The 20,994-nt window shown below is 70.4% G+C and carries 15 protein-coding genes and 2 rRNA genes; 7 read left to right on the top strand and 10 right to left on the bottom strand.

Going from position 1 to position 20,994, the window contains the following annotated elements; translation table 11 throughout:
- Nucleotides 1–65 precede the first annotated feature (65 nt).
- Nucleotides 66–2,897, bottom strand: a complete 2,832-nt coding sequence (gene secA, locus ACF088_RS10000; protein ID WP_392375054.1) for a preprotein translocase subunit SecA — start codon at nucleotides 2,895–2,897, stop codon at nucleotides 66–68.
- A gap of 252 nt (nucleotides 2,898–3,149) precedes the next feature.
- Here secA and ACF088_RS09995 point away from each other — a divergent pair, with 252 nt between their 5' ends.
- Nucleotides 3,150–3,773, top strand: coding sequence for a GNAT family N-acetyltransferase (locus ACF088_RS09995; protein WP_392375052.1), 624 nt, complete (start codon nucleotides 3,150–3,152; stop codon nucleotides 3,771–3,773).
- Between the two features lie 263 nt (nucleotides 3,774–4,036).
- Nucleotides 4,037–5,266 (top strand): winged helix-turn-helix domain-containing protein, encoded by a 1,230-nt coding sequence (locus tag ACF088_RS09990; protein ID WP_392375050.1) that lies wholly within the window; start codon nucleotides 4,037–4,039, stop codon nucleotides 5,264–5,266.
- 106 nt (nucleotides 5,267–5,372) lie between these two features.
- Here the strand turns inward: ACF088_RS09990 and ACF088_RS09985 are convergent, their stop codons facing one another.
- From ACF088_RS09985 to mtnA, 7 genes are all read right to left on the bottom strand, one after another.
- Nucleotides 5,373–6,125 carry a response regulator gene (locus ACF088_RS09985; RefSeq protein WP_392375049.1) on the bottom strand — a complete coding sequence of 251 codons (753 nt, stop codon included), beginning with the start codon at nucleotides 6,123–6,125 and terminating at the stop codon, nucleotides 5,373–5,375.
- 230 nt (nucleotides 6,126–6,355) lie between these two features.
- On the bottom strand, nucleotides 6,356–7,045 hold the full coding sequence (gene hpf, locus ACF088_RS09980) for a ribosome hibernation-promoting factor, HPF/YfiA family (RefSeq protein WP_129296074.1): 690 nt from the start codon (nucleotides 7,043–7,045) through the stop codon (nucleotides 6,356–6,358).
- Nucleotides 7,046–7,338: 293 nt separating this feature from the next.
- Nucleotides 7,339–8,067: a ComF family protein gene (locus ACF088_RS09975; protein ID WP_392375046.1), complete on the bottom strand. Its 729-nt coding sequence runs from the start codon at nucleotides 8,065–8,067 to the stop codon at nucleotides 7,339–7,341.
- Nucleotides 8,068–8,494: 427 nt separating this feature from the next.
- Nucleotides 8,495–10,378: an LpqB family beta-propeller domain-containing protein gene (locus ACF088_RS09970; protein WP_392375045.1), complete on the bottom strand. Its 1,884-nt coding sequence runs from the start codon at nucleotides 10,376–10,378 to the stop codon at nucleotides 8,495–8,497.
- Nucleotides 10,368–12,482 carry an MtrAB system histidine kinase MtrB gene (gene mtrB / locus ACF088_RS09965; RefSeq protein WP_392375044.1) on the bottom strand — a complete coding sequence of 705 codons (2,115 nt, stop codon included), beginning with the start codon at nucleotides 12,480–12,482 and terminating at the stop codon, nucleotides 10,368–10,370. Before mtrB ends, ACF088_RS09970 begins: the two co-directional genes overlap by 11 nt.
- Nucleotide 12,483: 1 nt before the next feature.
- Nucleotides 12,484–13,161, bottom strand: coding sequence for a two-component system response regulator MtrA (mtrA, locus tag ACF088_RS09960; protein ID WP_088797934.1), 678 nt, complete (start codon nucleotides 13,159–13,161; stop codon nucleotides 12,484–12,486).
- Nucleotides 13,158–14,324, bottom strand: coding sequence for an S-methyl-5-thioribose-1-phosphate isomerase (gene mtnA / locus ACF088_RS09955; protein WP_392375042.1), 1,167 nt, complete (start codon nucleotides 14,322–14,324; stop codon nucleotides 13,158–13,160). Before mtnA ends, mtrA begins: the two co-directional genes overlap by 4 nt.
- A gap of 152 nt (nucleotides 14,325–14,476) precedes the next feature.
- Between mtnA and ACF088_RS09950 the strand changes: the two genes are divergently transcribed.
- Genes ACF088_RS09950 through ACF088_RS09930 form a run of 5 tightly spaced genes read left to right on the top strand, consistent with a single transcriptional unit; the run spans nucleotide 14,477 to nucleotide 20,306 of the window.
- A complete protein-coding gene (locus ACF088_RS09950) occupies nucleotides 14,477–16,117 on the top strand; it encodes a hypothetical protein (RefSeq protein ID WP_392375040.1) in 1,641 nt (546 codons plus the stop codon).
- A gap of 22 nt (nucleotides 16,118–16,139) precedes the next feature.
- On the top strand, nucleotides 16,140–16,814 hold the full coding sequence (locus ACF088_RS09945) for a DUF4129 domain-containing protein (RefSeq protein WP_392375039.1): 675 nt from the start codon (nucleotides 16,140–16,142) through the stop codon (nucleotides 16,812–16,814).
- Nucleotides 16,811–18,040 (top strand): DUF4350 domain-containing protein, encoded by a 1,230-nt coding sequence (locus ACF088_RS09940; RefSeq protein WP_392375037.1) that lies wholly within the window; start codon nucleotides 16,811–16,813, stop codon nucleotides 18,038–18,040. Before ACF088_RS09945 ends, ACF088_RS09940 begins: the two co-directional genes overlap by 4 nt.
- A complete protein-coding gene (locus tag ACF088_RS09935; RefSeq protein ID WP_392375036.1) occupies nucleotides 18,021–18,986 on the top strand; it encodes an AAA family ATPase in 966 nt (321 codons plus the stop codon). The genes ACF088_RS09940 and ACF088_RS09935 overlap by 20 nt, the downstream gene beginning before the upstream one ends.
- A 9-nt stretch (nucleotides 18,987–18,995) precedes the next feature.
- The gene (locus ACF088_RS09930) at nucleotides 18,996–20,306 is read left to right on the top strand and encodes a DUF58 domain-containing protein (protein ID WP_392375035.1); all 1,311 of its coding nucleotides are present in this window, start codon (nucleotides 18,996–18,998) and stop codon (nucleotides 20,304–20,306) included.
- Nucleotides 20,307–20,729: 423 nt separating this feature from the next.
- Here the strand turns inward: ACF088_RS09930 and rrf are convergent.
- Together rrf and ACF088_RS09920 are read right to left on the bottom strand one after the other, a co-directional pair.
- Nucleotides 20,730–20,846: ribosomal RNA gene (rrf, locus tag ACF088_RS09925) — 5S ribosomal RNA — on the bottom strand.
- Nucleotides 20,847–20,920: 74 nt separating this feature from the next.
- Nucleotides 20,921–20,994 (bottom strand): 23S ribosomal RNA (locus ACF088_RS09920); the annotation flags it as partial.

The raw sequence follows: 20,994 nt of genomic DNA, 5'->3' as shown, positions 1-20,994 counted from the left end.
GTTCTCCGGCCGGGGCGCCCTTGTTCACACGGTCAGGGCACCAGCTGCCCCAGCCGTCTCCTCGCTCACTTCTTGCGGCGGCGCCCGGCGCTCTTCTGGGCCTTGCGCCGCTCGGCACGGGTCAGACCGTCCGACTCGGAACGGGCCGGCACCGCCTCGTCGTCGCTGATGAAGTCGCCCTCGACGACACTTCCGTCGCCGTCCACCTTGGGGGCGGAGAAGTGCAGCCGGTCCGGCCGCTGCGGCGCCTCCAGGCCCTTGGCGTGGATCTCCGGACGCCCCGCACCCGCGGGCACCGCGTCCTGCCCGCCCTTGTCCAGCGAGGCCGGCTCCGCCGCCTCCTGCACCGGGACCTCCTCGACCTGCTGCTCGACCTGGACCTCCAGGTTGAACAGGTAGCCGACGGACTCCTCCTTGATGCCCTCCATCATCGCGGTGAACATGTCGAAGCCCTCGCGCTGGTACTCGACCAGCGGGTCCTTCTGGGCCATCGCCCGCAGGCCGATGCCCTCCTGGAGGTAGTCCATCTCGTAGAGGTGCTCACGCCACTTGCGGTCCAGGACGGACAGCACGACCCGGCGCTCCAGCTCCCGCATGATGTCCGAGCCGAGCTGCTCCTCACGGGCGGCGTACTGCTCGTGGATGTCGTCCTTGGCGGCGTCGCCGATGAACTCCGCGGTGAGGCCCGCGCGGTCGCCGGCCTCGTCCTCCAGCTCCTCGACCGTCACCTTGACCGGGTAGAGCTGCTTGAACGCGCCCCACAGACGGTCCAGGTCCCACTCCTCGGCGAAGCCCTCGACCGTCTCCGCCTGGATGTAGGCGTCGATGGTGTCCTCCATGAAGTGCGTGACCTGATCCTGCAGGTCCTCGCCCTCCAGGACGCGGCGGCGCTCGCCGTAGATGACCTCGCGCTGGCGGTTGAGCACCTCGTCGTACTTCAGGACGTTCTTCCGCGTCTCGAAGTTCTGCTGCTCGACCTGCGACTGGGCGGAGGCGATCGCCCGCGTCACCATCTTGTTCTCGATCGGTACGTCGTCGGGGACGTTGGCCATCGCCATGACCCGCTCGACCATCTGCGCCTTGAACAGCCGCATCAGGTCGTCGCCCAGGGACAGGTAGAACCGCGACTCGCCGGGGTCGCCCTGACGGCCGGAACGACCGCGCAGCTGGTTGTCGATGCGCCGCGATTCATGCCGCTCGGTGCCCAGGACGTAGAGCCCGCCGAGCTCCTTGACCTCCTCGAACTCCGCCTTGACCGCGGCCTCGGCACGCTCCAGGGCGGCGGGCAGCGCGGCCGCCCACTCCTCGACGTGCTCGACCGGGTCCAGGCCGCGCTGGCGCAGCTCCGCCTCGGCCAGGTCGTCGGGGTTGCCGCCGAGCTTGATGTCCGTACCACGGCCGGCCATGTTCGTGGCGACCGTCACGGCGCCCTTGCGGCCGGCCTGCGCGATGATCGGCGCCTCCCGGTCGTGCTGCTTGGCGTTGAGCACCTCGTGGGCGACCCCGCGCTTGTTGAGCTGCTGGGAGAGGTACTCGGACTTCTCGACCGAGGTGGTGCCGACCAGGATCGGCTGGCCCTTCCCGTGCTTCTCGACGATGTCCTCGACGACCGCGTCGAACTTCGCGGTCTCCGTGCGGTAGATCAGGTCCGCCTGGTCCATACGGACCATCGGGCGGTTCGTCGGGATCGGGACGACGCCGAGCTTGTAGATCTGGTGGAACTCGGCAGCCTCGGTCATGGCCGTACCGGTCATGCCGGAGAGCTTGTCGTAGAGGCGGAAGAAGTTCTGCAGGGTGATCGTGGCGAGGGTCTGGTTCTCGTCCTTGATCTCCACCCCTTCCTTCGCCTCGATGGCCTGGTGCATGCCCTCGTTGTAGCGCCGGCCGGCCAGGATGCGGCCGGTGTGCTCGTCAACGATCATGACTTCGCCGTCGATGACGACATAGTCCTTGTCGTTCTTGAAGAGCTCCTTGGCCTTGATCGCGTTGTTGAGGTAACCGACGAGCGGGGTGTTCACCGACTCGTACAGGTTGTCGATCCCCAGCCAGTCCTCGACCTTGCTGACACCGGACTCGTGGATGCCGACGGTGCGCTTCTTCTCGTCGACGTCGTAGTCGCCGGTCTCCTCGATGCCGCGCTGCGGGTTGGCGGCCTCGCCCCGCTTCAGGCGGCGCACCAACTTGGCGAAGTCGCCGTACCACTTGGTGGCCGAATCCGCCGGGCCGGAGATGATCAGCGGCGTACGGGCCTCGTCGACGAGGATCGAGTCGACCTCGTCGACGACCGCGAAGTTATGGCCCCGCTGGACGAGTTCGTCCTGCGACCAGGCCATGTTGTCACGCAGGTAATCGAAGCCGAACTCGTTGTTCGTGCCGTAGGTGATGTCGCAGTTGTACTGCTCACGGCGCTGGGCCGGAGTCATGTCGGCGAGGATGCAACCGACGCTCAGGCCCAGGAACTTGTGGACGCGGCCCATCATCTCGGAGTCGCGCTCGGCCAGGTAGTCGTTCACCGTGATCAGGTGGACGCCCTTGCCGGACAGCGCATTGAGATACGTCGGGAGGGTACCGACCAGGGTCTTGCCCTCACCGGTCTTCATCTCCGCGACATACCCGAGGTGAAGGGCCGCGCCACCCATCAGCTGGACGTCGTAGGGGCGCTGGCCGAGTACCCGCCGGGCGGCCTCACGGACCGTGGCGAACGCCTCGGGCAGCAGGTCATCGAGGCTTTCGCCGTCGGCGTAACGCTCTTTGTACTCATCCGTGAGCGCCCGCAGCTCAGCGTCGGAGAGCGCTGCGAAATCCTCCTCGATGGAGTTGACCTGGCCCGCGATGCGGTGCAGTTTGCGCAGGATCTTTCCTTCGCCTGCACGCATGATCTTCGTCAAGACGGACACTTGGGCTGGTCTCCTTGCCGGTCGGGCCTGCACGGTCGAGTGCGCGGGCGCGGCATTTTTCCAAGGGGGCAGGCCCCGCCGCAACGGCCATCGTAAAGGAGGACGCTGCCGGGCCGGGAGGTCCGCCGCAGCGAACCCCGCTGTCCCCTCCCCAGCGTGAACGCACGAGGCCGCGAGAAGGTGCCGGGCGGGTGCCGGGAATCGCGTGGAAAACCCTTCGCCACGCTGCGCACCACCTTGCAGACTCACGTCATGAAGCCCGTCACCCTCGCCACCGAGCGCCTTGTGCTGCGTCCCTTCGAGCCCTCCGACGCGCCCGCGGTGCATGCCGCGTGCCAGGAGCCCGATATCCCGCGCTGGACGAGTGTCCCGTCACCGTACGGCATCGAGGACGCGGAGCATTTCGTCGGCACGATCGTCCCCGAGGGCTGGCGCGACGACACCACCTACCACTTCGCCGTCGTCTCCCGGACGGACGGCTCCCTGGTGGGCGCGATGGGCCTGGTACGCCTCGACCGGCTGCACACCCCCGAGCGGCAGGCCGAGCTGGGCTACTGGACCGCCAGGGAACACCGCGGCCGCGGCTACGCCGTCGAGGCGGCCCGCACCGTGGTGCGCTGGGGCTTTGCCGACCTGGGGGTGGAGCGCCTGGAGTGGCACGCGGAGGCCGGAAACGAAGGCTCCCGGGCGGTGGCCCGCAAGCTCGGTTTCCATATGGAGGGCACACTGCGCGCCAAGACGGTGCACAAAGGCACCCGCCGGGACGTGTGGATCGGCTCCCTGCTCCCGTCCGACCTGCCCGAGGAGCCCGCACCGGCCGGCTGCACCGGCACCCGCCGCCCGGACGCGACACCGTATCTGCCCTACCCCGGCTGACGACCGACTGCGACTGTCCCGCCCCGTCCCGCCCCGTCCTGTCCTTTCCTGTCCTGGCCCGTCCCGTCCTGTCCCGTCCTGGCCCGCCCTGGCCCGTCCTGTCCTGTCCTGCTCCGCCCCGGCCGAGCACCGGCTGCGCGCACCGGCCCGGGCAGCCCGCCGCGCCCCACGGCCCCGCTCCGGCCGGGCGTGGGCAACGCCACCACCAGCGGCGATCCCCACGCCCGGGGCCGTTGTCAGTGCCCGCCCCTACGCTGTGCCGCATGACCGCCGTGACGCAGCCACCGCCTCTGCCGCAGCCTGTGACCGCCTTGTCCCACGACGAAGCCCGGCGCATGGCGCTGCGGGCCCAGGGACTGCTGGGCGCCCCGGACCGCCGGGCGGGGGTGCGCGGGGTGCTGCGGCAGCTGGGTGCGGTGCAGCTCGACACGATCTCGGTGCTGGCCCGCTCCCACGAGCTGGTGCCGTACGCCCGCCTCGGCGCCGTCGGCCGCTCCGCCGTCGAGGCCGCCTACTGGACCACGGCTCCTTCCGGCGCGCCTGCGGCAGCGCCCCACAGCTTCGAATACTGGTCGCACGCCGCCTGCATCCTGCCCATCGAGGAGTGGCCGCACTTCGCCTTCCGCCGCCGCGCCCGGCGCGCCAAGGGCCACCGCTGGCATGTCATGGAGGACTCCGCGCGCTCCTGCGCCGCCGTGCTGGACCGCCTCAAGGCCGACGGCCCGCTGACCACCTCGGAGCTGGGGGGCGGGCGGAAGGGCGGGGAGTGGTGGGACTGGTCCGAAACCAAGATCGCGGTGGAGTGGCTGCTGGACACCGGCGAGGTGGTCTGTACGGAACGCCGCGCCTGGAAGCGCGTCTACGACCTCGCCGAGCGCGCCGTCCCGGACGCACTGCTCCACGACGATCTGGACGACGCCGCATGCCTGCGCCGCCTGGTTGCCCAGGCCGGGGCCGCCATGGGGGTGGCCACGCGCGCCGACCTCGCGGACTACCACCGTCTGAAGGCCGAGCAGGTCGATGCCGTGATCGCCGACTCCGGTCTGGTCCCGGTCGAGGTGGAGGGCTGGGGAAAGCCCGCCTGGGCCGACCCCGCCGCGCTGGCCGCCCCGCCCCGCGGCCGGCACCGCACCACCCTGCTCTCGCCCTTCGACTCCCTGGTCTGGGACCGGCCGCGCACGGAACGGATCTTCGGCTTCACGCACCGGCTGGAGGCGTATGTCCCGCGCCCCCGGCGGATACACGGATATTTCGCGATGCCCCTGCTGGCGGGCGGCCGGCTGGTGGGCCGGGTGGACCCGGCTCGCGAGGGCACCACCCTCGTCGCCCGCCAGGTCTCGATGCAGGACTCCAAGGCCGTCGCCCCGATGGCCCGGGCCCTGCGGGAAGCCGCGACCTGGGTCGGCTGCGATGTGGTACGCGTGGAGCGCTGTGACGACCGGAAACTGGCCACCGCACTACGCGCGGAACTCACCCACATGGGCGACCAGTAGACACCGGTCGATGGCTTCGGGAGCTCGTCCGGCCCCGGTCACCCGGCGCGCCGGGTGACCCGGCTCACCGGGCCGACGGCCACGGCGACGGCGGCGGCCGGCCGGCTCACCGGATCTCGAGGATCTTCTCCCGCATCGCATACACCACCGCTTCCATCCGGGAGTGCAACTGCAGCTTCTCCAGGATGTTGCGGACGTGGTTCTTCACCGTGTTCTCGGAGATGAAGAGTTCCTTGGCGATATCGCGGTTGTTCATGCCCGTGGCGACCAGCTTGAGGACCTCCAGCTCACGGTCGGTGAGCCGGGGCGCGGGCACCAGCCTGCGCTCGTCCGTACGCTGGATCATCGACTTGAACTCCGTCAGGAGCTTGGACGCCATCGACGGACTGATCTGCGACTGGCCGTCCGCCACGGCACGGATCGCGGTCGCCACCTCGTCGGTGGAGATCTCCTTGAGGAGGTAGCCGGTGGCGCCCGCCTTGATCGCGTCGTAGAGATCGGCCTCTTCGTCGCTGATCGTCAGCATGATGATCTTCGCGCTCGGGGCCACTTCCTTGAGGGAGGTGCACGCCTCGATTCCGCCGCGCTTGGGCATCCGTACATCCATCAGCACGATGTCGGGCAGCAGATCCGCGGCCTTGTCGACCGCCTCCGCACCGTCGCCCGCCTCGCCGACGACCTGGATGTCCTCTTCCTGGGCCAGAACGATCTCCAGCCCCCGCCGGAAGAGTGCATGGTCGTCCACGACCAGGACCCGGATCGGCTCCTTGCGCGGCATGCTCACGGCCCCGTCGTCACCCCCGGCACCGCTGTGGTCATCGTCCGCGGTATCGCGCACGGGCCCGAAACTGTCCCCCATTGGTCCTCCCCGTCAACTACTCGGCCGTGAGGCCAGAGCTTGGAAATAAGGCTGGTTGACAACAGCCCCCTGCCGGCCCGATCGATGTCATACGACCGCCTCCCCGGCACGTCGCCGTTTCGTGTCCACATACTCCCTGGTCGGCACAAACACTATACGGCTTCAACTCTTGCCCCCTCCGGGCACGATGGTGCCCCCGGCGTGCGCCGGGGGCACCGAGCGAGTGGGGTTCAGCCACCCAGCGCGCCGCCTGCGCCGCCGGGCTCCTCCTCCCCGAACAAGTCGGGGTTCAGGTGAATGACTCCGTAGTCGTAGGCGTGCCGACGGTAGACGACACTCGGCAGCTTGGTGTCGGCGTCGACGAAGAGGTAGAAGTCGTGCCCGACCAACTCCATTTCGTTGAGCGCCTGGTCGAGCAGCATCGGCGCGGCCGAATGAGTCTTCTCCCGGACGACCAGGGGTCCTTCACCCTGGACGTCGATACATCCCATCTTCGTGGTCGGCACCGTCTGGCCCGCCTCGGCGGCGGCCAGTTCGCCGTTGGTGTTCAGGCTCGCGGCATCCGGCACGCTGACAGCGACCTCACTCGCCGGGATGCGGCCGTTGCCGCGACGCGAGTAGCGCTTGTCGTGCTGCTTCCGCAGACGCGCCTCGAGCTTCGCGGTGGCCAGATCCAGTGCGGCGTACGCATCGGCTGCGGCGGCCTCGGCCCGGACCACCGGGCCACGGGAGTGAAGTGTGATCTCCACTCGGTCGGAACGGTCGGCCTGCCGCGGGTTGGGCTCCTTGGACACCTCGACGTCCAGGCTGATCACCTTGGCGTCGAGCTTCTGGACTTTGTCCAGCTTCAGCTTCTCGGCCACGTGCTTGCGGAACCGCTCGGGCACCTCTGTCTTGCGGCCCTTGACGACGATGTCCACGCAGAACTCCGTTCCCGGATCGCTCCGCTCATCAGGCGGAACAATTCCTTCTTGCACCAGGCTCCGGTGGTTGCCGAAGCCTCGGACTTGGCGACTTTCACCTCCTCCTCCCCCGAGGACCCGCTCTCCACTCCCCCGTTTTCAGGATCGCCGCAAAAGCCCCTGAACGCATACATCACGACATTCGAGGCAAAACACTCGCCAAGTCCTCACAACCGAACATAGCTCTCTCGGACGGATGTCGGCACCCCCTCGGAGCCCTCGGCTCCATTTGGGTGACTTTTCCTCCCCGCCTACGTGCCACGTGGTAGTAGCTCCCTCGCTTCACCACCGGCGGGGAACGCACTGCGGGGTGCCGCGACGACCGCGGCCCCGGTCACCCGGCCGGCGGCCGCCGTGACCGCCCGGGCCGCCTCGGCGAGGGTCGCCCCCGTCGTCACCAGATCGTCCACCAGCACCACTGGCCGCCCCGCCAGCAGCCTCCGGGCAGGGCCCGGCACCTCCAGTGCACCGGCGACATTCGCCAGCCGCTGGCGGGCGCTGAGTCCTGCCTGGTCGGACACCGTGCGCCGCTGCCGCAGCACATCGAGCACCCGGGCCCCCACGCCCGCCCGCCGCAGTTCCCCGGCCGCCCTCAGCGCCATCCTGCGCACCGGATCATGGCCCCGTCCGGCCACCGCTCTCCGGGCCGAGGGCACCGGCACCAGTAGCTGGGGGCCGACGCCCGGCACCAGCCCTCGCACGGCCCCGGCCAGCACCGCCCCCAGCGGCCCGGCCAACCACAGGGCACCCCGCTCCTTGTGGGCCAGCAGCACCGCCCGCACCTCGTCGGCATAGGGCGCCCCTGCCCACACCCGGGGCAGCCCCGCCGGGCTCGGCCACGGACGCACCCGCTGCGCCCCGCGTCCGTCCCGCACAAGCCCCCGGCGACACTCCGCACACAGCTCCGTACGCGGCCGACCGCATCCCGCGCAGTCGACCGGCAGCACCAGACCTGCCAGTTCGCGCCACACCCCCTGCATGACTCCACTGTCCCGCCGTCCAGGCCCGGCCACCACCCCTGTGGATAACCATGGCCGCGGACCTCCGGTCTGCGGGATCTGCGGCCTGCCGATCTGCGGGCCTGTGCCCCCCGTGGGCCTGTGCCCCCGTGGGCCTGTGGGCACAGGCCTGCGGGCACAGGCCTGTGGGCACGTGGGGTCAGCAGGTACCGGCCGGCACGGCAGCCCGGGTGCCCGCACGCCCCGGCCCGGCGGCCGACGGACCCGCCCTCGCCCCGCCATCGACGCCGGGCACATGCGACTCATCTGCCACCCGTCGGCGTCGCCCGGCCACCCGTCACCGTCCCCGTCCACCGGTCACAGGCCACCGGTCACGGGCCACCGGTCACGGGGCTCGCCCAACGACCACCCGTCACGCCCGTCACGCCCGCCGCCCGCCGGCCACCGCTCACCCGGGATAGACCGGGGCCGTCCCGTCCTTCGCCACGGTCTTCCAGTTCGCGTCCAGAGCCAGCCGCACAATGCCCTCGGTGGCACGGGCGATCAACGGCCGTTCCTCCTTCTCCGAGGCCGCCACCGCGATGACGCCGTTGACGCCGGGCAGGGTCTGCACGTTGGACGCCGAGCCGTCGGTCTCCATGAACTGCATCTGCTGGACTCCGCCGGACTCCCGCCCGACGACCACCAGTTTGCTGCCGCCCGCCCAGGACGCGGCCACCACATCCTCCAACTGGGGGGCGATCGGCCGCAGTTCCTGCACCGAAAGCTCCGGATGCGCCGAACTTCCGTCGCGCTCGACCCGGCCCAACTGGAGTGTCGTACGGCCCTTGTCCTCCACCAGGACCGCGATCCGGATGCCGTCCGCGGCCACCTTGATCGCCTTGATCCGGCGGCCGCCGAGATCGGGCACCGCCACCTTTTCGGGGGCGCTCTTGCCCTCACGCAGCCGCAGCAGCCGCGAACCGTGCGCATCGCGGTCCGCGATCCACAGATCGCCCAGGCCGTCCCAGCTCGGCGCCGTCAGCCCCATATCGGAGTCTTTGGCCGAGCCCGTACTGGTCAGCAGCGGATCACCGCGCTCGATCCCGTCCTCCATCGCGGCCACATACAGCGACCGGCCGTCGCCCGACACCCCGGCCGCGGTGTCCTCCCCGCGCGAGATGGCGACCGAGCGCAGCGGGGTCTTGCCGGTGCCGAACGGCCCGCGCACCGGCTTCGGTTCGTTCGCGGAGTCCGGCATGCCGACGACCTTGTGGTCGGCGTCGATGAAGTACTCCTTGCCGGAGCGCCCGGTGCCCGCGGACGGCGCGAAGTCGCGATCGGCGTCTTCCTGGGACAGCGCACAGAGCCGGTGGCCGCTGTTGTCCTGGAGCTCCACCTCACTGACCTTCGAAGCCCGCGTCATGTCCTGGACGGTGAAGAAGAGCTGAGCCGCCATCTGCTCGCACTGCCTGGCGTCGGTGTTCACCGCGTCTTTGCTGAGCTTGACGTGCAGCGCGTTGGAGTCGTCCAGCGCCAGATCATGCGCGGCCAGCTTGGTGCCGGTCGGGAAGGCCGATGTCGTCACCTTGTTCAGCCAGTCGGTGGGACCGGACAGCAGCGCCTTCACACTGGCCGTGATCGGCTTTATTCGCTGCCGCAAGTAGACCGGGTCGGCGACCAGCACGTTCCGGTTCGCCTTCGGCTCCCCCGACTCGGAGTTGTAGGACGCGAAGTAGTACTTGTTGACGGAGCGGTAGATGCGCTGGAAGTCCGACAGCCCGAGCACCAGCCCGTTGGGCAGCCGGTCGATCCGCCACTGTCCGTCCTCCTTGATGAGGTGGATCGCCTGGCGGTAAGGCTTCTCCTCAGGGGTGTAAGCGTGGCTGTCGTCCACCGCCGCCACCTGACTGCCGGACAAAGTGACGGTGTAGCCGTTCGAGTCCTCCCGGTTGGGCAACGCCTTCGGCTCGGGCTTCGGGCGCTCCTGGAGCACATTGGTGACCTGGAACGGCCGCCAGGTCCGCTTCGCCGATTTGGCCAGATACTGGGTGGCCGTACGGAAGTCCGCCTCGTCACTGGTCGTGGCATCGAGGAAGCTGCGGACGATGTTGGTCGGCTGCGCACCGTCCTGCGGGGGGACTCCGTAGACCCGCACCTGCGACTCGCCTTCGGAGCGCGGCGACTGGTCGACCGCGGTGACATCCCCGCTGTCGGGCATCGACGCACACCCGGCCAGCAGCGCCGCCGCACAGCCCAGCAGCAGGAATTTCCGCGCCGGCCCGGCTCCCCTGCGGGCTCGTGTACGGGACCCGGTCCCCTCCCCGCGTCCGCCTCCGCGCTCAGTGTCCACGCAGCCCGCCTTCCCGATCCCTGCCCCGTTCGGCTTCCTGCCCGGCCCGGTCCTCATCGACCGGTTCGTCGGTGCGCGCACTTTCGCCGTGCGCCGCCTCGTCGCTCCGTACGCCCCCGCCGTGCGGCACCACACGGGCACCGTTGCCGGGCAGCGCCGTCGGGTCGGCCGCCGGCCAGGACATCTTCGGCTCCGGGGCGGGGACCGCGGTGTCACCTGCTTGTGACGCACGCGTCTGCACCGGGATCGTGGACGTCTTGCGCGCCGCCCCGGCCCGCGGCTGACCCGACTCGTCCAGTCCGCGGTGGCGTCGCGAATCCTCCGGCTCCAGGGGAATCGGGGACCCGCGCAGCGTCTCGCCGGCCGTACGGGGCAGCGTCAGCCGGAACTGCGAGCCGCCGCCCGGCTCGCCCCAGGCCTGCAGCCAGCCGCCATGCAGCCTGGCGTCCTCGACCGCGATGGACAGGCCCAGCCCCGTACCGCCGGTCGTGCGGGCCCGGGCCGGGTCCGCACGCCAGAAACGGTTGAAGACCCGGCCGGCCTCGCCGGGCTTGAGACCGACACCGTAGTCACGCACCGCAACGGCCACCGCGCCGCCGCTCGGGCTGCCCGCGGACGCCAGCCGCACCACCACCTCGCGGCCCTCGCCGTGCTCGACGGCGTTGACGACGAGATTGCGCAGTATGCGCTCCACCCGGCGGGTATCCGCCTCGGCGATCACGGGCTGCTCGGCGCCGCGCACCACTATCCGGGTGCCCTTGCGCTCGGCGAGCGGTTCGGCCCCCTCGATGACGCGGTGCACCACATCGCGCAGATCGATCGGCTCGGCCTCCAGTGCGGCCGCTCCGGCGTCGAACCGGCTGATCTCCAGCAGCTCCGCGAGCAGGGATTCAAAACGGTCGAGCTGGCCGCGCAGCAGCTCGGCGGAGCGCGCGGTGGCGGGGTCGAACTCGTCCCGCACCTCATGGATGACATCGGCCGCCATCCGTACGGTCGTCAGCGGCGTGCGCAGCTCGTGCGAGACGTCGGAGACGAAGCGTCGCTGCATCCGCGACAGCTCCTCCAGTTGCTGGATCTTGACCTGGAGGTTCTGCGCCATCTTGTTGAAGGACTCACCGAGCCGGGCGATGTCGTCCTCGCCGGTGACCTTCATCCGCTCCTGGAGCAGGCCGGCGGCCAGCCGCTCGGAGATCCCCGCGGCCATCCGTACGGGTGTGACGACCTGCCGCACCACCAGCCAGGCGATCGCGCCGAGCAGGATCACGACGAACACCCCGGCCGTGGCCAGCGTCCCCGTCACCAGCTTGAGCGACTCCTCTTCCTGGCTGAACGGGAAGAGGTAGTAGAGCTGGTACTGGTTGCTGTTCACATCGTTGAGCCGCTTGCCGATGATCAACGCCGGTAGGCCGTCGTCCGACCCGATGCGCTTGATCTCGGTGTACTGGCTGAACGTCCCGGACTTGGTCTCCAGCTTCCGCCGCAGCTCGGGGGGCACGCTCCGCTCGGGATCGACATCGCCGGAAGCGCGCGGACCGCGGGTACCGGGGCTGGAGTCACCGAAAGGTTCGTCGGAATCGGAGCTGAGTGCCACGACCGAGAAGACGCCCTGCCCACCGCTGGCGAGCTGTTCGACCAGACCGGTCAGCCAGGTCGCGGAGTCCTGGGTACCGCGGTTTCCGGTGCGGGCGCCTCCGTCGGTCCGGGTGTCGTCGGCGCCGTCGGCCATCTTCTGGGCGACGCTGAAGCCGCCCACGGCCTGGCTCTGCGCGGCCTGCTTCTTGGCCTCGAGCAGGCCGACACGGACCTGCCCGACGACTACGACACCGAGCAGCAGCACCACGCCCAGCGACATCAGGAGCGTGGTCGCCACCACGCGCAGCTGGATATTGCGCCGCCACAGCCGCAGGGCAGGCAGCAGCGGCCGCCGAACCCAGCGGCTGAAGAGCCGGAGCAGAGGGTGGACCGGCCCGCTCACCGCGCCGTCGGGCAGCAGCTGCCCACCGCGCAGCAACCAAGCGGACACCCTCCCCGAAAAGGACATATCGCCCGCCGGGTCGACGGTGCGCCCCCGCTTTCCCTCCGGGGCCGAACCGTCCCGGGTCATCTCAGCTGGGCCCGGCCTTGTAGCCGACCCCGCGCACGGTCACCACGATCTCCGGCCGCTCCGGATCCTTCTCGACCTTGGAGCGCAGCCGCTGCACATGGACATTGACCAGCCGGGTGTCGGCGGCGTGCCGATAGCCCCAGACCTGCTCGAGCAGCACCTCACGCGTAAACACCTGCCACGGCTTGCGCGCCAGCGCCACCAGCAGATCGAACTCCAGCGGGGTCAGTGCGATCGACTGCCCCTCGCGCTTCACCGAGTGGCCCGCCACATCGATGACCAGGTCACCGATCGCCAGCTGCTCGGGCGTCGGCTCCTCCGAACGCCGCAGCCGTGCCCGGATGCGGGCCACCAGCTCCTTGGGCTTGAACGGCTTGACGATGTAGTCGTCCGCGCCCGACTCGAGCCCGACCACCACATCCACCGTGTCGCTCTTGGCGGTCAGCATGACGATCGGCACTCCGGACTCGGCCCGGATCAGCCGGCACACCTCGATGCCGTCCCGCCCCGGCAGCATCAGGTCGAGCAGTACAAGATCGGGCTTGGTCTCACGGAAGGCCGCAAGGGCCTTGTCACCGTCCGACACAAACGACGGTTCAAAACCTTCGCCGCGCAGCACGATGCCAAGCATCTCTGCCAGTGCGGTGTCGTCGTCGACGACCAGGACGCGTCCCTTCATTCGGCCATCATCCCATTACCTGATCGTGACTTTCTCCATCGTGACGTGGAACACACCGCTGCCAGCCCGTTCCGGGTCACCGGCGACACCACTCCGGCCTCCGTGACGATCGCCGTCACCAGCTCCGCCGGAGTGACGTCGAAGGCCGGGTTGTAGGCCTGTGCGCCCAGCGGCGCCACCTGTATACCGGTGCCCGCCTCCACCCCGGGCCCCTGTGCATACGGCAACGAGAACTCCGTCACTTCCTGGCCCGGCCGCTGCTCCACCTCGATGTCCGACCCCTCCTCGGTCTCCAGATCCACCGTGCTGGTCGGGGCCACCACCACGAATGGAACGTGGTGGTACCGCGCCAGCACCGCCAGTGGATAGCTGCCGATCTTGTTGGCCACCGACCCGTCCGCCGCGATCCGGTCCGCGCCGATCAGCACCGCATCCACCTCGCCCCCGGCGAACAGCGACCCTGCCGCACCGTCCGGGAGCACCGTGTAGGCCATACCCGTCCGCGCGGCCTCATAGGCGGTCAGCCGCGCCCCCTGCAACAGCGGCCGCGTCTCGTCCACCCACAGCCGGCGCAGCTCACCGGCACGGTGCGCCGCCAGCGCCACCGCCAGGGCGGTGCCCTCGCCCCCGGACACCAGCGCACCCGCATTGCAGTGCGTGAGAATCCGGTGGCCGCCGCCCGGCAGCAGCTCGCCCAGCAGCGCCAGCCCGTGTTCCGCCATCCGTGCACTGGCCTCGGCGTCCTCGGCATGCACCGCGCGCGCCTCGGCCAGCGCCGCGGCCGCCTGGGCTTCGGCCCCGTCGGCCGCCGCGGCGCGGTATGCGGCAGCCGCCCGCCGCACGCCATAGCCCAGATTGACCGCGGTCGGCCGGGCCTGCGCCAGCGCCTCCACCGCCTCCTCCACGTCAAAGCCCCGCGCCGCGGCCAGCGCGACGCCGTAAGCACCCGCGATGCCCAGCAGCGGCGCCCCACGTACGGCCAGCGTCCGGATCGCCTGCACCAGCGCCGGGACGTCCGTGCAGACCCGCTCGACCTCTTCCGCCGGCAGCCGGGTTTGATCAAGGAGGACCACCACGGGCCCCTCTGGCGGCTCCTCCCAACGCAACGACGGAATGGGGAGCGCCCCGGCGCCCGCCTCGGATACCTCGTACTGATCGGCCATTCGTTCAGTCTGCCGCCGATCGCCCCTCGAACAGAAGGTCCCCTCTCGCTCCGGGCACCGGTACACAACGCCGACGGCCATGACACGATGACTGCCACCGCGGACCCCGCACCCCGGCCGCCCCGGCGGACGGGCAGCAAGAAGGAGCGACGATGAACGACTCTCCGGGCTGGGCCTCGCCCGGATCCACTCCCTCCGACGAGCCGGGCCGCGGCACTCAGGAGCAGCCCCCTCAGGAGGAGCAGCCTCCTCAGGAAGACCGGTCCGGCCCCGGCAAGCAGTCGCCCCCGCCGAACTGGTCCAAGGAACAGCCCCCCGCCGGCCACTGGTCGGCCCCCACCGGCATCCCCGGCCAGAGCGGCCCCCACGGCAGCAGTAACCGCGCCGACGGCAACCGCTCCCGTGCCTCGTCGCCGGGCCCGGGCGGCCCCGGTTGGGGCGGCAACCCCGGTCACTGGGGCAGCCACCCCGGCAGTCGGCCCCCTTGGGGCGGCGCCTGGGCACCCGGGCCGCAGGCCGCCAAGCCCGGCATCATTCCGCTGCGCCCGCTCGCCGTCGGCGAGATCCTCGACGGTGCGGTCGCCGCCATGCGCGCCCACTGGCGCACCGTCCTCGGCATCTCGCTGATCGTCGCGGTCGTCGCACAGACCGCCATCACCATGGTCACCGGCCTCTGGTTCCAGAGCTCCGGCCGCGCGCCCTCCCTGGCGAACGACAATGTCCCGCCCCTCCGCGAAACCCTGCAGGAGACGGGCAATGCGCTCGCCGGCAGCGGCATCACCGCCGCGATCGGGCTGCTCGCCACGATCGTCGTCACGGGGCTCCTGACCATGGTCGTGAGCCGTGCCGTCCTGGGCCGCCCGGTGACCGCCGGGGAAGCCTGGCGCGATGCGCGTACCCAACTCCCGCGCCTGCTCGGCCTGCTCGTCCTGCTGCCCCTGCTCGTCACGGCGATATGCGCGGTCGGCGTGGCTCCCGGCCTCATCCTCACCGCCACTGGCACCGGCACGCTGGATACGGGGCTGCTCCTCACCCTGCTCGGCGGGCTGGCCGCCGGCGTCGTGAGCATCTGGCTGGGGGTCCGCTACAGCCTCGCCTCCCCCGCCCTGATGCTGGAGAAGCAGGGCGTCATCAGCGCCATGCGCCGCTCCGCAAAGCTCGTACGGGGCTCCTGGTGGCGCGTGCTGGGGGTACAGCTCCTCGCTTATCTCCTGGTGGGCATCGTCGAGTTCATCATCCAGATCCCGGCCACCATCGTTGCCTTCGTCATCGGCGGCGAGAACCTCATGGACTGGGCGAACGGCACCAGCAACACCACCAGCTGGTCTTTCCTGATCGTGCTGGGCATCGGAGCCGTCATCAGCTCCACCATCACCTTCCCGATCACCGCCGGCGTCACCGCGCTCCTGTACATGGACCAGCGCATCCGCCGCGAGGCACTCGACCTCGAACTCGCCCGCGCCGCGGGCCTCCCCGGCTACGGCACCGACGCTCCCCGCGCCCACCCGGCCACACCCGCTCCCGCAGCCGCGAGCACGACCGCCGACAACGCGCCGGCAACTGCCCCACCGGTCTCCGCCGACACCCCTGCGGACGGGGCGAAGGCGGACCACTCCACGCCGGACGGCCCCCACGCGGAAGGCTCTCCGGGGGAAAGCACCGACGCGCACGTCCCCGAGGCGGGCACCGCGGCCACCGGCGGCGGCACCCCCGCAGCAGCCCCGGCCACGGACGCCGACACGACCGCCGACGGTCCCGGCCAACGCCCCGACGACGCCGCGCCGGGAAGCTGATGCGGTGACCGGAGGGGGGAACATGGCCGCGCTCGGACGACTCATGGCGCGCTCCGACGACGACATACCGGTGAGGACTCCACGCGTCCCCGCCCGCGAGGCGGCCGAACGCGAGCTGTCCGACCCCCGGTACCACCAGCACGACCCCAACCCGATCCAGCGGGCCCTTGAGTGGCTCTGGGCGCGCATCGACGAACTCGCCAACGCGGCCGCCGGCACCACACCGGGCGGCTGGATCGGGCTCCTCGCCATCGCCGCATGCGTCGTTCTGCTGATCATCGCCCTCCGGCTGCGCCTCGGTGCGGTGCGCCGCACTCCGACCACGAGCGGCGCACTCTTCGCCGAAGCGCCCCGCACTGCCGCCGAACACCGTTCCGCAGCTGACCGGCACGCCGCCGAGGGCCACTGGAACCAGGCCGTCCAGGACCGCATGCGCGCCCTCGTCCTCGCCCTGGAGGAACGCACACTGCTCACCCCCGGCCCGGGCCGCACCGCTGACGAGGCCGCCACCGAAGCCGGCCAGGCATTTCCCGAGCACGCCGGCCAACTCCGCACCGCAGCCCGCACCTTCGACGACGTCACATACGGCGGCCGCCCCGGAACGGAAGCGGCGTACACCCTCCTGGCAGGCCTCGACACCGACCTGCAGCATGCCAAGCCCGCCCTGGCCACCACCCCGACCAGGAGCAGCGGATGACCACGGCCGCGCCGGACGCCCCCGCGCCGACTCCCACCGCCCGTGGTCTGTGGACCCGGTTCCGCGGCCCGCTGCTGGCACTTCTTCTGCTCGTCGTCAGCGGTGTGGTCCTCGGGGCCCTGCAGTCGGGCGAGCAACACGGACGGCTCGACCCGCGCTCCGCCGACCGGACCGGGAGCCGGGCCCTCTCCCAACTCCTGGCTTCCCACGGCGTCTCCACCCAGGTCGCGACCACTTCCGAGGAGGCCGCTGCCGCTGCCGGGCCCGACACCACACTGCTCGTCACCGACCCCGACGTGCTGACACAAGATCAGCTGACGGGCCTGCACACCGCCACCGCGCACACTCCCGGTCGCACCGTCCTGCTCGCCCCGGGAACCGCGGCCCTCGAAACCTTCGCCCCCGGCGTCCAGATGGAGCCCCCGGTCCCTACCTCGGTACGCCGGCCCGCCTGTGCCCTGCCGGATGCCCGCCGTGCGGGCAGTGCCCTCCTCGGCGGCCTCCGCTACGCAACCGCCGTCGACGGAGCCGATCGCTGTTACCCCGGCACCGGGGGACCCACCCTGCTGCGCCTGCCGGCCCCCGACAACGGCCGCGACACCGTGCTCCTCGGCTCCGCCGACCTCCTCTACAACCACCATCTCGCCGAGCACGGCAACGCCTCGCTGGCCCTTCAACTCCTCGGTACGCACAAGCATCTGGTCTGGTACCTCCCCTCCGTGAGCGACCCGTCATCCGCTCAGGACGACCAGCGCGGCTTCCTCGACCTGATCCCTTCCGGCTGGCGCTGGGCCCTGCTCCAACTCGTCTTCGCCGCCGTATTCGCGGCCCTCTGGCGTGCCCGCCGACTCGGCCCCTTGGTTGCGGAAAGACTTCCCGTCACCGTCCCGGCCGCCGAGACCACCGAGGGCCACGCCCGCCTCTACGAGCAGGCCAACGCCCGCGACCGGGCCTCTGCCGTGCTGCGCTCCGCCACCCGCACCCGGCTCGCCCCCCTCATCGGAGTGTCCTCGGCGCACGCCCACACTGCCGACGTCCTCCTGCCCGCCCTCCACACCCACTTGACCTCCACACCCGGCACCGCAGCAGACCTCCATGCCCTGCTCTTCGGCCCGGCTCCCGCGGACGACAGAGCCTTGGTGCACCTGGCCGACCAACTCGACGCACTCGAATCCTCGATCGTTTCCCAAGAGAGGCACGCCCCCCGTGAGCACCCCGACCGCTGACAGCGCCCGAACCTCCCTGGAGGACCTGCGCTCCGAGATAGCCAAGGCCGTCGTAGGCCAGGACCCCGCCGTCACCGGGCTGGTCGTCGCACTGCTCTGCCGCGGTCATGTGCTCCTCGAAGGCGCCCCCGGCGTCGCCAAGACCCTGCTCGTACGCGCCCTGTCGACCGCCCTCGAACTCGACACCAAGCGCGTCCAGTTCACCCCTGACCTGATGCCGAGCGATGTCACCGGCTCACTGGTCTACGACGCCCGTAGCTCCGAGTTCTCCTTCCAGCCAGGCCCCGTCTTCACCAATCTCCTGCTCGCCGACGAGATCAACCGCACGCCTCCCAAAACCCAGGCGTCCCTGCTCGAAGCGATGGAAGAGCGGCAGGTGACCGTCGACGGCGCAGCCCGCCCCCTCCCCGAGCCGTTCCTGGTGGCAGCCACGCAGAACCCCGTGGAATACGAGGGCACCTACCCGCTCCCCGAGGCTCAGCTCGACCGCTTCCTGCTGAAACTGACGGTGCCGCTCCCCGCCCGCCACGACGAGATAGACATCCTCACCCGGCACGCGGCCGGCTTCAGCCCTCGTGACCTCGGCGCCGCAGGGCTGCGCCCCGTTGCCTCCACCGCCGACCTCGACGCCGCCCGGGCCGCGGTGGCCAAGACCGCCGTCTCCCCCGAAGTAACCGGTTATATCGTCGATATCTGCCGTGCCACCCGCGAATCCCCCTCGCTCTCGCTCGGCGTCTCCCCCCGAGGCGCCACCGCCCTGCTCTCCACGTCACGAGCCTGGGCCTGGCTCACCGGCCGCGACTATGTCACCCCTGACGACGTCAAGGCCCTTGCTCTTCCCACGCTCCGACACCGCGTCCATCTCCGCCCCGAAGCAGAGATGGAAGGAGTCACCGCAGACTCCGTGATCAACGCCGTTCTCGCTCATCTCCCCGTCCCCCGCTGAGACGACACCGTGGCCCTTACCGGACGCACCGCCCTCATCTCCGCACTCGGAGCACTCTTCATCGGCTTCGTGCTGCCCAGTTGGCTCGGCATCCTCATCGTCCAACTCGCCTTGCTGCTAGCAATCTTGTGCGATCTCCTGCTCGCCGCGCCAGTGCGAAAGCTCCATATCACCCGAACAGGTGACACAACAGTTCGACTAACGGGCGAAGCCTCCTCGCACCTCACGGTCACCAACCCGAGCCGCCGCACCCTGCGCGCCGTGGTCCGCGACGCCTGGCCCCCGAGCTCCTTCCACCCCGGTGCAGACACCCCCGAGTCCCGCCACACCGTCCGCATCCCCGCTGCCGAACGCCGCCGCCTCACCACGACGCTCCGCCCCACCCGCCGCGGTGACCATCACGCGGTCCGCGTCACGGTCCGCTCCTACGGCCCGCTCGGCCTGGCCGCCCGGCAAGGAGGCCGGCACGTCCCCTGGACGCTGCGCGTCCTGCCCCCCTTCACCAGCCGCAAGCATCTCCCCGCCAAGCTCGCCCGGCTCCGCGAACTCGACGGCCGCACCAGCATCCTCACCCGTGGCGAAGGCACCGAGTTCGACAGCCTCCGCGACTACACCCCCGGCGACGACACCCGCTCCATCGACTGGCGCGCCACCGCCCGCCGGCAAAACCTCGCAGTCCGCACCTGGCGCCCCGAGCGCGACCGACGCATCCTGCTCGTGCTGGAGACCGGCCGTACCTCCGCCGGCCGAGTGGGCGATATTCCCCGCCTCGACGCTTCCATGGACGCCGCCCTGCTGCTCGGCGCCCTCGCCGCCCGCGCGGGCGACCGCGTGGATCTGCTCGCCTACGACCGCCGCATACGCGCCTCGGTACAAGGCCGCACGGCACGCGATCTCCTCCCGGCCTTGACCGACGCTCTGGCGCCCCTCGAATCCGAACTGGTCGAGGCGGATGCCCGCGGCCTGGCCGCCGCCATCCACCGCCGCACCCCGAGACGGTCCCTCATCGTGCTCTTCACCGGCCTGGACGCAGCGCCCGTGGAGGAGGCTCTCCTGCCCGTCCTCCCCGGCCTCACCCAACGCAATGAACTCATCGTCGCGGCCGTGGCCGACCCCCGCATCGAGGAGATGGCCGCCGGCCGCCACACCCCGCAGGCGGTCTACGCAGCCGCCGCCGCGGAACAGACCCACGCCGCCCGTCGCCGCACCGCAGACCGCCTCCGCCACCACGGCATCACCGTCATCGACTCCACCCCGGCCCACCTGGCCCCCGACCTCGCCGACGCCTACCTCACCCTGAAGTCCACCGGCCGCCTGTAAAGCCACCTGGCCCGCCCCCGTCCGCGAATGCAAGACCCGGGCAGACACACGGCCACGGAATACGCGGCGGCTACGCAGCAGCTTGGCAATGCAGCAGCCCACGAGAGACCGACAGCATCTCCAGATGGTCGCCGTCCCCACCTCAGCAGCGCGACTCCGCCATGAGTGCGCCCAAGGGCCCCGGCAAACAAACTGAAGCGCCCGGCAGAAAGCCAAGGCCGAGCCACCTCAGCTTCCTTGCCCCGCACCTCACAATCCCTCTCCCTGACCACACCCCAGACCACACTCCATAAGCCCAACACTCCAGCACCCCATGCAAAAATGCCCGCTCCGGAGCCAAAACCCGGAAACGAGGCATTCCACCAACGCAAAAAAGCTCCGGTCCCTGAACCATAAAGGTTCAGGGACCGGAGCTGAAAAATTGTTCGGCGGCGTCCTACTCTCCCACAGGGTCCCCCCTGCAGTACCATCGGCGCTGAAAGGCTTAGCTTCCGGGTTCGAAATGTAACCGGGCGTTTCCCTAACGCAATGACCACCGAAACACTATGAAGTTAACCAACCCGGCATGAACACAGGTCGTTACTTCAGAACCTACACAGTGGACGCGAGCAACTGAGGACAAGCCCTCGGCCTATTAGTACCAGTCAACTCCACCCGTTACCGGGCTTCCATATCTGGCCTATCAACC

Origin of the sequence: Streptomyces sp. NPDC015125 (assembly GCF_043080045.1) — a bacterium.
GTDB lineage: Bacteria > Actinomycetota > Actinomycetes > Streptomycetales > Streptomycetaceae > Streptomyces.
Note: the sequence above shows the minus strand (reverse complement) of the source record. Positions and strands in the feature narration are given on the sequence as shown.

Coding starts and splice junctions, on each gene's coding strand:
- ACF088_RS09990 (WP_392375050.1), top strand. CDS start 4,037: ATGACCGCCGTGACGCAGCCACCGCCTCTGCCGCAGCCTGTGACCGCC.
- ACF088_RS09995 (WP_392375052.1), top strand. CDS start 3,150: ATGAAGCCCGTCACCCTCGCCACCGAGCGCCTTGTGCTGCGTCCCTTC.
- mtrA (WP_088797934.1), bottom strand. CDS start 13,161: ATGAAGGGACGCGTCCTGGTCGTCGACGACGACACCGCACTGGCAGAG.
- ACF088_RS09950 (WP_392375040.1), top strand. CDS start 14,477: ATGAACGACTCTCCGGGCTGGGCCTCGCCCGGATCCACTCCCTCCGAC.
- ACF088_RS09940 (WP_392375037.1), top strand. CDS start 16,811: ATGACCACGGCCGCGCCGGACGCCCCCGCGCCGACTCCCACCGCCCGT.
- ACF088_RS09985 (WP_392375049.1), bottom strand. CDS start 6,125: ATGGGGGACAGTTTCGGGCCCGTGCGCGATACCGCGGACGATGACCAC.
- mtrB (WP_392375044.1), bottom strand. CDS start 12,482: ATGACCCGGGACGGTTCGGCCCCGGAGGGAAAGCGGGGGCGCACCGTC.
- ACF088_RS09945 (WP_392375039.1), top strand. CDS start 16,140: ATGGCCGCGCTCGGACGACTCATGGCGCGCTCCGACGACGACATACCG.
- ACF088_RS09975 (WP_392375046.1), bottom strand. CDS start 8,067: ATGCAGGGGGTGTGGCGCGAACTGGCAGGTCTGGTGCTGCCGGTCGAC.
- mtnA (WP_392375042.1), bottom strand. CDS start 14,324: ATGGCCGATCAGTACGAGGTATCCGAGGCGGGCGCCGGGGCGCTCCCC.